At 73.8% G+C, this 10,308-nt stretch carries 8 protein-coding genes; 5 read left to right on the top strand and 3 right to left on the bottom strand.

From position 1 onward, the window contains the following. Positions 1 to 189 precede the first annotated feature (189 nt). Positions 190 to 1,473 carry a DUF6986 family protein gene (locus PV350_RS22485; RefSeq protein ID WP_500335647.1) on the top strand — a complete coding sequence of 428 codons (1,284 nt, stop codon included), beginning with the start codon at positions 190 to 192 and terminating at the stop codon, positions 1,471 to 1,473. A gap of 73 nt (positions 1,474 to 1,546) precedes the next feature. Here the strand turns inward: PV350_RS22485 and katG are convergent, their stop codons facing one another. After that, positions 1,547 to 3,778 (bottom strand): catalase/peroxidase HPI, encoded by a 2,232-nt coding sequence (katG, locus tag PV350_RS22480; RefSeq protein WP_500335645.1) that lies wholly within the window; start codon positions 3,776 to 3,778, stop codon positions 1,547 to 1,549. A gap of 380 nt (positions 3,779 to 4,158) precedes the next feature. On the opposite strand from katG, the gene PV350_RS22475 reads away from it, so the two are divergent. Further along, entirely contained in the window at positions 4,159 to 4,569 is a 411-nt protein-coding gene (locus PV350_RS22475; RefSeq protein WP_499510716.1) for a Fur family transcriptional regulator, read from the top strand. A gap of 24 nt (positions 4,570 to 4,593) precedes the next feature. Here PV350_RS22475 and PV350_RS22470 read toward each other — a convergent pair whose 3' ends face one another. Continuing rightward, positions 4,594 to 5,577 (bottom strand): acetylxylan esterase, encoded by a 984-nt coding sequence (locus PV350_RS22470; protein WP_500335642.1) that lies wholly within the window; start codon positions 5,575 to 5,577, stop codon positions 4,594 to 4,596. Between the two features lie 87 nt (positions 5,578 to 5,664). On the opposite strand from PV350_RS22470, the gene PV350_RS22465 reads away from it, so the two are divergent. After that, positions 5,665 to 6,153, top strand: coding sequence for a hypothetical protein (locus tag PV350_RS22465; protein ID WP_500335640.1), 489 nt, complete (start codon positions 5,665 to 5,667; stop codon positions 6,151 to 6,153). A 342-nt stretch (positions 6,154 to 6,495) separates the two neighbouring features. Here the strand turns inward: PV350_RS22465 and PV350_RS22460 are convergent, their stop codons facing one another. Then, a complete protein-coding gene (locus tag PV350_RS22460; protein ID WP_499516765.1) occupies positions 6,496 to 7,482 on the bottom strand; it encodes a LacI family DNA-binding transcriptional regulator in 987 nt (328 codons plus the stop codon). An 86-nt stretch (positions 7,483 to 7,568) separates the two neighbouring features. On the opposite strand from PV350_RS22460, the gene PV350_RS22455 reads away from it, so the two are divergent. Together PV350_RS22455 and PV350_RS22450 are read left to right on the top strand one after the other, a co-directional pair. Beyond that, complete coding sequence (locus tag PV350_RS22455; RefSeq protein ID WP_499510712.1) at positions 7,569 to 8,576, top strand: ROK family protein; 1,008 nt, start codon at positions 7,569 to 7,571, stop codon at positions 8,574 to 8,576. Between the two features lie 660 nt (positions 8,577 to 9,236). Continuing rightward, the gene (locus PV350_RS22450; protein ID WP_499510711.1) at positions 9,237 to 10,277 is read left to right on the top strand and encodes an NUDIX hydrolase; all 1,041 of its coding nucleotides are present in this window, start codon (positions 9,237 to 9,239) and stop codon (positions 10,275 to 10,277) included. Positions 10,278 to 10,308: the final 31 nt, after the last annotated feature.

Here is a 10,308-nt window from a genome sequence, read left to right as displayed (position 1 = left end):
GAGGTCACCGCCCGCAAGGGCTGACCCCGGCACACCACCGGCAGCACACACGCACCGGAGCCCCGTGACGCCCCCTGACGGCACCACGGGGCTCCGGCGCTCCTGGCTCTCCCCGCGGGTCGTTGACGGTGTGACGGAGGGGGCGTTAGCTTCACTTCAACGATTTGTTGAAGACCGGGAGGGTGCCCGATGGCGCAGAACGAGACGGTCCGCACATCGCTCGGCGACGCGGTCCGGCAGGACATCGGCGCCTCGCTCGCCGCCGTCGACGCCGAACTCGCCCGCCGCTACCCCGGGGACCCGGGCACCCGGCAGCCCGTGCACACCGTCTACGTCCCCGCCGACGCCTTCGCCGCCGACACCGTGCGCACCTGGGGCGACCGCGCCCTCGCCGCCCTGGACGAGCACGCCCCCGACGCGGTGCGGCTCGCCGGCGTGCTGGGCCTGCCGCCCGCCCTCGCCGCGCCCGTCCACGACCGCGTACGGGCCAAGCTGCGGCGCGAACCGGTCGAGGACCTGCGGATCGACTTCGAGGACGGCTACGGGCCGCGGCCCGACGCCGAGGAGGACGCGGCGGCCGCCCGCGCCGCCCGGCTCGTGGCCGCCGCCGTCGCGGACGGGACCGCGCCCCCGTACGTCGGCATCCGCATGAAGTGCATGGAGGCCGCCGTGCGCGACCGCGGCATCCGCACCCTGGACATCTTCCTCACCGGCCTGATGGATTCCGGCGGGCTGCCCGGCGGCCTGGTGCTGACCCTGCCCAAGGTCACCTTCCCGCAGCAGGTGACGGCCATGGTGCGGCTCGCCGAGGAGTTCGAGACGGCACGCGGACTCCCGGCCGGACGCCTCGGGTTCGAGATCCAGATCGAGACCACGCAGTCCATCCTCGGGCCCGACGGCACGGCCACGGTCGCCCGGCTGATCGACGCCGCCGAAGGCCGCGTCACGGGGCTGCACTACGGGACCTTCGACTACAGCGCCGCGTGCGGGGTCAGCGCGGCGTACCAGTCCATGGACCACCCGGTCGCGGACCACGCCAAGGCCGTCATGCAGGTGGCGGCCGCCGGCACGGGAGTGCGGCTCTCCGACGGCTCCACCAATGTGCTGCCCGTCGGCCCGGGCCCCCAGGTCCACGAGGCCTGGCGGCTCCACTACGGCCTGGTCCGCCGTTCGCTGGCCCGCGCGTACTACCAGGGCTGGGACATGCACCCCGCGCACCTGCCGACACGGTACGCCGCGGTCTACGCCTTCTACCGCGAAGGCCTGGACGCGGCGGCGGCCCGGCTCGCGGCGTACGTCGCCAAGGCCGGCGGGGACGTCATGGACGAACCCGCCACCGCCCGCGCCCTGAGCGGCTACCTGCTGCGCGGACTCGACTGCGGCGCCGTGGACTTCGCGGAGATCGCCGGCGCCACCGGGCTGACCCGCGCCGACCTCGACGCCCTCGCGGGCCGCGGCGGCCCCGCCGTCTGAGGAGCAGCCTCCACGAAGACGTCCGGGCCGGCCCCCGCTGGGGCCGGCCCGGACGTCCTGCAGAGGTGGACGATCAGACGAGGTCGAACCGGTCGAGGTCCATGACCTTCGCCCACGCCGCGACGAAGTCCTCGGTGAACTTCGCCTTCGCGTCGTCGCTCGCGTAGACCTCCGCGAGCGCGCGCAGCTCGGAGTTGGAGCCGAAGACGAGGTCGGCACGGGTGCCGGTCCACTTGACCTCGCCCGTGGCGTTGTCACGGCCCTCGAAGGTGGACTGGTCCTCGGAGGTCGCCTTCCACGACGTGCCCAGGTCGAGCAGGTTGACGAAGAAGTCGTTGGTCAGCGACCCGGGGGTCGTGGTGAAGGCGCCGTGCGACGACTGCCCGTGGTTCGCGCCCAGGACGCGCAGACCGCCGACGAGGACCGTCAGCTCGGGGGCGCTGAGGGTCAGCAGGTTCGCCCGGTCGAGCAGCAGGTACTCGGCCGGCAGGCGGTTGCCCTTGCCGAGGTAGTTGCGGAACCCGTCGGCGGCCGGCTCGAGCGCCGCGAAGGACTCCACGTCCGTCTGGTCCTGCGCGGCGTCCACACGACCCGGCGTGAAGGGCACCTCGACGCGGTGACCGCCGTCCGCGGCGGCCTTCTCGACGGCGGCGGAACCGGCCAGCACGATCAGGTCGGCCAGCGAGATCCGCTTGTCGCCGGACTGCGCCGCGTTGAAGGACTCCTGGACGCCCTCCAGGGTGCGCAGCACCACGGCGAGCTCGTCGGGCTCGTTGACCTCCCAGCCGCGCTGCGGCTCCAGGCGCAGACGGGCGCCGTTGGCGCCACCGCGCTTGTCGCTGCCGCGGAAGGACGAGGCCGACGCCCACGCCGTGGACACCAGCTGCGACACGGTGAGGCCCGAGGCGAGGACCTGCTCCTTGAGGGCGGCGACGTCGGCGGCGTCGACGAGCCCGTGCGTCCGCGCGGGCAGCGGGTCCTGCCACAGCAGGGTCTCGGACGGGACCTCGGGACCGAGGTAGCGCACGACCGGGCCCATGTCGCGGTGGGTCAGCTTGAACCACGCGCGGGCGAAGGCGTCCGCGAACTCGTCCGGGTTCTCCAGGAAGCGACGCGAGATCTGCTCGTAGACCGGGTCGAACCGGAGCGAGAGGTCCGTGGTCAGCATCGTCGGGGCGTGGCTCTTGGAGGAGTCGTGCGCGTCGGGGATGGTGCCCGCGCCGGCACCGTCCTTGGCCACCCACTGGTTGGCGCCGGCGGGGCTGGTCGTCAGCTCCCACTCGTAGCGGAAGAGGTTCTCGAAGAAGCCCATGCCCCACTGGGTCGGGGTGCTGGTCCAGGTGACCTCGAGACCGCTGGTGATCGCGTCCGCGCCCTTGCCGGTGCCGTAGCTGTTCCGCCAGCCGAGGCCCTGCTCCTCCATCGAGGCGGCCTCGGGGTCGGGACCGACGTTGTCCGCGGGGCCCGCGCCGTGGGTCTTGCCGAAGGTGTGCCCGCCGGCGATGAGGGCGACGGTCTCCTCGTCGTTCATCGCCATCCGGCGGAAGGTCTCACGGATGTCGCGGGCCGCGGCGATCGGGTCCGGGTTGCCGTTGGGGCCCTCGGGGTTGACGTAGATCAGGCCCATCTGGACGGCGCCGAGCGGGCTCTCCAGCTGGCGGTCGCCGGTGTAGCGCTGGTCGCCGAGCCAGGTGGACTCGGGGCCCCAGTAGACGTCCTCCTCCGGCTCCCAGACGTCCTCGCGGCCGCCGGCGAAGCCGAAGGTCGCGAAGCCCATCGACTCCAGCGCGACGTTGCCGGTGAGGATCATGAGGTCGGCCCACGAGATGCTCTGGCCGTACTTCTTCTTCACCGGCCACAGCAGGCGGCGGGCCTTGTCGAGGTTGCCGTTGTCCGGCCAGCTGTTGAGCGGGGCGAAGCGCTGCTGGCCGGCGTCGGCGCCGCCGCGGCCGTCGCTGATGCGGTAGGTGCCCGCGCTGTGCCAGGCCATGCGGATCATGAACGGGCCGTAGTGGCCGAAGTCCGCCGGCCACCAGTCCTGAGAGGTCGTCAGGACCTCGAGGACGTCCTGCTTCACGGCGGCGAGGTCGAGGGCCTTGAACGCCTCGGCGTAGTCGAAGTCCTCACCGAGCGGGTTGGCCACCGCGGGGTTCTTGGCGAGGATCTTCAGGTTCAGCCGTTCCGGCCACCACTGCCGGTTTCCGCCGCCCTGGGTCGGGTGCGGGGCGCGCCCGTGCGCGACGGGGCAGCCGTTCACACCCTCCGTCTTGGCGTCTGTGACGATTGCTTCGTGGTTCTCAGACATGGGAATCCTTCCGGACCTGGCGGATCACGGTGCTCAGGACTGCGGGCCGTCGGACGCGTTCGGGCGGGGGCCGTCGCGGTGAGCGCACGGGGGCCTCACCGGCGGCATGACAGGGGGAGCGGGTCCCGGACCGGCTGCGGCAGTACGACGCGGGCGCCCGTAACTCCCAGGCGGCACCGCGCGGCTGCTCGGCGGTGGTCCCGTCACGTCTCTCTCTTCTGCCGTACTGGAGTCTTCCTGTCCCTTGGCTGGCGCCGGAACCGATCCTACGATGGACGCAGTCCAAGTCAAGAAGAGCGTCAATTCCATAGGCAATCAGAACCCGGACGCGTCCACGGGGTGAATTCCGGACGTCCACCGAGCGGAACGGGTGAGCACACATGAGCGACCTGCTGGAGCGGCTGCGCGGGCGCGGCTGGCGCATGACGTCCCAGCGGCGTGTCGTCGCGGAGGTCCTCGACGGCGACCACGTGCACCTCACGGCCGACGAGGTGCACGCCCGCGCGGCGCGGCTGCTGCCCGAGATCTCCCGGGCGACCGTCTACAACACCCTGGGCGAGCTGGTATCCCTCGGTGAGGTCATAGAGGTCGCCACCGACGGCCGCGCCAAGCGCTACGACCCCAACGCGCACCGTCCGCACCAGCACCTGGTGTGCTCCAGGTGCGGCACCGTCCGCGACGTCCACCCCACCGGCGACCCGCTGGCCGACCTCCCGGCCGACGAGCGCTTCGGTTTCACGGTCTCCGAGGCCGAGGTCACCTACCGCGGCCTGTGCCCGTCGTGCGCCTGAGCGTGCCACCCGGGGGAGCGGCGGTTACCGGTCCGCCGCAGGGGCGAGTCCGAGGCCGCGCAGCCACAGCATCTGCTCGTACGGCTGGGAGCCGCGTCCGCCGCCGTGGTCGCCGAACCGCCACACCGTGATGTCCTTGGGCCCCGCGTAGCGGTTGTAGGCGGCGAACACCGTCGACGGCGGGCAGACGGGGTCCATCAGGCCCACGCTGAACAACGCCGGCGCGGTGGCGCGCGGCGCGAAGTGGACACCGTCGAAGTAGTCGAGGGTGTCGAAGAGCCGTTCGGGGTCGATGCGCCGGTGGACGCCGAGGTACTGGGCGAGCTCCGGGTACGGTCCCTCGGTGGCGGTCTCCGCGCTCCGCCGGAAGTGGCAGAGGAACGGCACGTCGACCAGGGCCGCCGCGACCGCGTCCGGGGCCAGTCCGGCCACCGCGAGGGCGAGCCCGCCGCCCTGGCTGCCGCCGGAGACGACGACCCGGGCCGCGTCGACGGCCGGGTGCGCGCGCAGGGCGTCCACGGCGCGTACGCAGTCCGTCATCAGGCGGCGGTAGTAGTAGTGCTCCGGGTCCTCCACGCCGCGGGTCATGAACCCGCCGACGTACTGCGGACCCGGGGCGGGGTCGGGGTCCGGCGTGTCGTGGCCCTGGCCTCGGGAGTCGACGACCAGATGGGCGTAGCCCGCGGCGCTCCACAGCAGGTTCTCGTGGTGCAGCCCGCGCCCGCCGCCGTAGCCGATGTACGTGACGACCCCGGGCAGCGGCCCCGCCGCCCCGCGGGGCAGCAGCAGCCAGGCGGCGACCGGCTGGCCTCCCCAGCCCGGGAAGCGCACGTCGAACACCTCGACCGTGGCCAGTGGCGAGTCGACCGCGCGGTACTCGGCCGGGTCGGTGCCCGCCTCGCGGGCGGCGGTCAGGGTCTTGGCCCAGAAGGCGTCGAAGTCCCCGGGCTCGGCGATCTCCGGGGCGTAGCGGCGCAGTTCGTCCAGCGGCAGGTCGGTGAGCGGCATGGCCGGTATCGAATCGTTTCACGGGGTGGGGTGTCAACGGCCGGCCGACGCGTGCCGGTTGTCCGTCCGTCGTGGGATGGTGTCGCGGTGGAGGAGATCGAGTGGGAACCGGCGCCCCGCTCGCCGGTGACGCGAGCGCTGCTCCGGGTGGGCGCCGTCACCGTGCTCGCCGCGTTCGCGGCGGGGCCGGGAAGTGCCGTGCCCGTGACGGCGGTTCCGCTGGGCCGCGCCGCGGTGGAGGCGGAACTCGACGCGGCGGCGGACCGGTCCGGCGTACACAGGTCGCAGAACACCGTGATGGGCTTGACCGTGACCACCGACAAGGAGTCCGACCGGCCCAGCGAGCAGTGCATGCTCGCCTGGGCGGCCGCGGACGGGGCGGGCGAGCGGGAGTACGCCGCCGTGACGGCGGTCCTGCGCGAGCACGGGTGGACGGAACTGCGCCGGGAGAACAGCCCCGGCGGCGGTACGTACGTCAACCTCGGAAAGGGCGGCTGGACGGTGACGGTCGCGTACGACGGCGGGCCGGGGTCCTTCACCTCGCTGACCTTCACCGCCATGGCACATGCCTGCTGACGGTCCGGGCACGGCGCGCCCGCGCCACGCGCTCGGCCACGGTGCCCCGGCGACGGACACCGACCCGTTTGTTCCGGTACTCGCCGGAATCGTCGTGGACGTCGTCCACTCCCTCGACACCTGCGCCGACGACGAGGTCGCCCCCGATGTCGGCGTGAGGACGGCGGAGCACGCCGGGTGGGTGCTCCACAACCTGCCGCCCCGTCGGCGCGCCCGGTTCCTGCGGGTGCTCGACGGCGGCGGCCGAGCCGGACCCGGCGCGGCGCGGCGCCGCGCCCTGGAGTCCTTCGGCTTCCCTGCGGGCTGGTCGAGGAGGAGCCGTCCTGACCGCCCGCCGCGCCGTCACGGCACCGGCGGCAGCTCGCCCGAGCCGCGCGGGATCAGGCGGCAGGCGAGCTCGACCCGCTTGGGGGGGCCCGCCGCGCCGTCGAGCCGCTGGAAGAGCAGGCCGGCCGCGGTCCGGCCGAGCTGTCCGGGCTCCTGGGCGACGACGGTGACCGCCGGGCGCAGCAGGTCGGCGAGCTCGAAGTCGTCGAAGCCCACGAGGGCGACCACGCTGGGCCGGTCGGCGAGGACCCGGACCGCGGTCACGGTGATCCGGTTGTTGCCGGCGAACAGGGCGGTGACCGGCTCCGGGCCGCTCAGCATGGACTCCACGGCGGCGCGGACGCGGTCGGGGGCGGTGGGCCCGCAGGAGACCCAGCCCTCGTGCACGGGGAGCCCGGCGGCGGCCATCGCCTCCCGGTAGCCCCGCAGACGCTCGGCCGCGGTGTGGATGCGGGGGAGGTCGCCGATGAAGCCGATGCGCCGGTGCCCGTGGGCGATGAGGTGGGCGACGCCCTCGCGGGTGCCTCCGGCGTTGTCGCTGAGGACCACGTCCGCGTCGATGCCGCCCGCGGGGCGGTCCACGAAGACGGTGGCCACGCCGGCCGCGATCTCCGGCTCGAGGTAGCGGTGGTCCTCGCTGGCGGGCACGATGACCAGCCCGTCGACACGCCGGGCGCAGAAGGCGAGCACCAGTTCCTGCTCGCGGTCCGCGTCCTCGGCACTCGATCCGGTGAACAGCAGCGTCGAGTGCGCCCGTGCCAGGTCCTCGACGGCCCGGCTGAGCGGGGAGTAGAAGGGGTCGGCGAGGTCCTCGAGGACCAGCCCGATGCTGGCCGTACGGCCCTTGCGGAGCAGCCGCGCGCTGTCGTTGCGGCGGAATCCGAGGGCGTCGATGGCCGCCTGGACACGCGAGATCGTGTCCTCGGTGACGCCTGGTTCCTCGTTGACGACACGCGATACCGTCTTCAGGCCGACACCGGCCCGGGCCGCGACATCCTTCATGGTGGGACGGGCGGTACGCGGAATATCGGTCACGGCGTGATCCTATGGGCTGGACAACGTTGTCAACAAAGGGCGACACTACGCCCATGCCGTTCGAGAGCTCTGCCGAGTCCATCGTCCCGCCGTCGGGTGCCGCCGGTGCGGGCCCGCTGATCGCCGCTGTGGACATCGGCGGCACCAAGATCGCGGGTGCCCTGGTGGACGCGCGCGGCGAGTTGCTCGTACGCGTGCAGCGCCCGACGCCCGCGGACCGGGACGCGGCGACGGTGATGGGATCGCTCGCGGAGGTGCTGGCCGGACTGCGGGAGTCCGCGGGCTGGCCGCGGGTCGTCGCGGTGGGCATCGGCAGCGCCGGGCCGATCGACGCCTCCCGCGGCACGGTGAGCCCGGTCAACATCGCCGGCTGGCGGGACTTCCCCGTCGTCGCCCAGGTGGGCGAACGCGTCGGCGGGCTGCCCGTCGTCCTCACCGGCGACGGCATCGCGATCACCGCGGCGGAGCACTGGCAGGGCGCCGCCCGCGGGCACGACAACGCACTGTGCATGGTGGTGTCGACCGGCGTCGGAGGCGGTCTCGTCCTCGGCGGCAAGCTCCACCCCGGCCCGACGGGCAACGCCGGGCACATCGGCCACATCAGCGTCGACCTCGACGGGGACGTGTGCCCCTGCGGCAGCCGAGGCTGTGTCGAGCGCCTGGCCAGCGGGCCCAACATCGTGCGGCGCGCCCTGGAGTCCGGCTGGCGTCCGGCCCACGGCGAGGAGTCCGACGCCGCCGCCGTCGCCCGGGCCGCCCGTGAGGGCGACGCCCTCGCCCTCGCCTCGTACGACCGCGCGGCGCAGGCGCTGGCCGCGGGCATCGCCGCGACGGCCACCCTGGTGGAGATCGACGTAGCGGTGATCGGCGGCGGTGTCGCGGGCGCCGGCCCGCTGCTCTTCGAGCCCCTCCGCGCGCACATGCGCCGGTACGCCACGTTGTCGTTCGTCTCGGGGGTGAAGGTCGTTCCCGCCGTGCTCGGCACGGACGCGGGCCTGGTCGGCGCGGCCGCCGCCGCGGCGCAGGCGCTGCGGCTGGAGGCCTTCGCGACCGGCGCCTAGTCCGGGTCGTCGCAGTCCCTCCCCTGGCCTACGGCCGGGGGGCGAGGTCCGGTGTGCCTCACGGAGGAGGAGATTCACCCGTTCGCGCGGGAGCGCGCCGTCGTGCCCTCCCGCGTCGTGGCGTGCCGCCCTCGTGGACGTCGCGACGCCCCCGTCACGGCCCGGTGGGCGCGGTCGGCCGCGCCCGTTTCCCGGGCCGGGAACACGTAGATCTCCGAGATCGGCCGAGGCGTGTGGTGGGGCGTGCCCCAGAGGGAGGCGCGCTCGTGGGTGACGGTTCCGGACGGGCCGTACGCGCTTGACGCGGACCGTGTCGATTCCGTCGGCCACCTGCTTCCGTGCGAGGGGGATGCGGGCGGCGCCCACCAGGTGGTGGGGCGGCCCCCGCTCTGTGCCTCGGCCGGACCGCGTGGTCGTGGTGGTCGTGGTGGTCGTGGTGGTCGCGGGAGGCGACGACGAGGCCGTCGCGGACCGGGACCACCATGCTGCTGCGGTGGCAGTTCGTCGCCGGACCGACCCTGGGGCCCAACGAGGGCTGACCACCGGGTTCGCGGGTGCCGAAGCCGCCGGTATGCGCCGATGGCCGGGTCTGCGCGTTTGCCGACGCCGATGATCCGGGCAATTCGTAGGGGGCTACCGGGCTACGGAAGAGGGGGCACCGTGATCGTCTGGCTCAACGGCACGTTCGGCGCGGGGAAGACCACTGCGGCACGCGAACTGCTCGAACTGCTGCCGGGCAGCGTGCTCTACGATCCGGAACTCATCGGCAGCGGACTGCGGCTGATGCTCCCGGAGAAGCGGCTGGGCGAGGTCTCCGACTACCAGGAGCTGCCCGCGTGGCGGCGGCTGGTCGTGGACACCGCGGCCGCGCTGCTCGCCGAGGTGGGCGGGGGACCGCTGGTGGTGCCGATGACCCTGCTGAGGCAGGAGTACCGGGACGAGATCTTCGGCGGCCTCGCGGCCCGCCGGATCACTGTGCGGCATGTGCTGCTGCACGCTGAGGAAACGGTTCTGCGGGAGCGGATCGACCAGCGCGCCGACATCCCGGGCGACGCCGAGGCCAGCGCGGGGGTCCGCGCCTGGTGTCTGGACCACCTGCCCGCCTACCAGGAGGCACTGCCCTGGCTCACGGCGGACGCCCACGTCGTCGACACCGCGGGGCTCACCTCCCGCGCGACGGCCGAGCGGATCGCCGAGGCGATACGGGAAGGCGCGGGCTCCTGCGACATCGTGCAGACCCCGGAGCCCACCGCCGAGACCCTCGCGGCGGGCGTGCTGCTCTTCGACGAGGACGACCGGGTGCTGCTGGTCGACCCGACCTACAAGCCCGGCTGGGAGTTCCCCGGCGGGGTCGTCGAGCCCGGTGAGCCGCCCGCCCGGGCCGGAATGCGGGAGGTCGCCGAGGAACTCGGCCTACGGCTCCCGGCGGTGCCCCGGCTGCTGGTCGTCGACTGGGAACCGCCGCTGCCGCCCGGATACGGCGGTCTGCGGCTGCTCTTCGACGGTGGGCGGCTGCCCGCCGCCGACGCCGAGCGCCTCCTGCTGCCCGGCGCCGAGCTGCGGGGCTGGCGCTTCGCCACGGAGGACGAGGCAGCCTCCATGCTGCCGCCCGTCCGGCACACCCGGCTGCGCTGGGCGCTGCGGGCGCGGGAGCGGGCCACCGTGCTCAACCTGGAGGCGGGCGTGCCGGTGGGCGGCTGAGAGGCGACGGGCGCGTCCCGGCCGCCCACCC

This window comes from Streptomyces sp. PA03-6a (assembly GCF_033792765.1).
In the GTDB taxonomy this organism is placed as follows: domain Bacteria; phylum Actinomycetota; class Actinomycetes; order Streptomycetales; family Streptomycetaceae; genus Actinacidiphila.
This window is presented reverse-complemented; position numbering and strand designations above follow the sequence as displayed.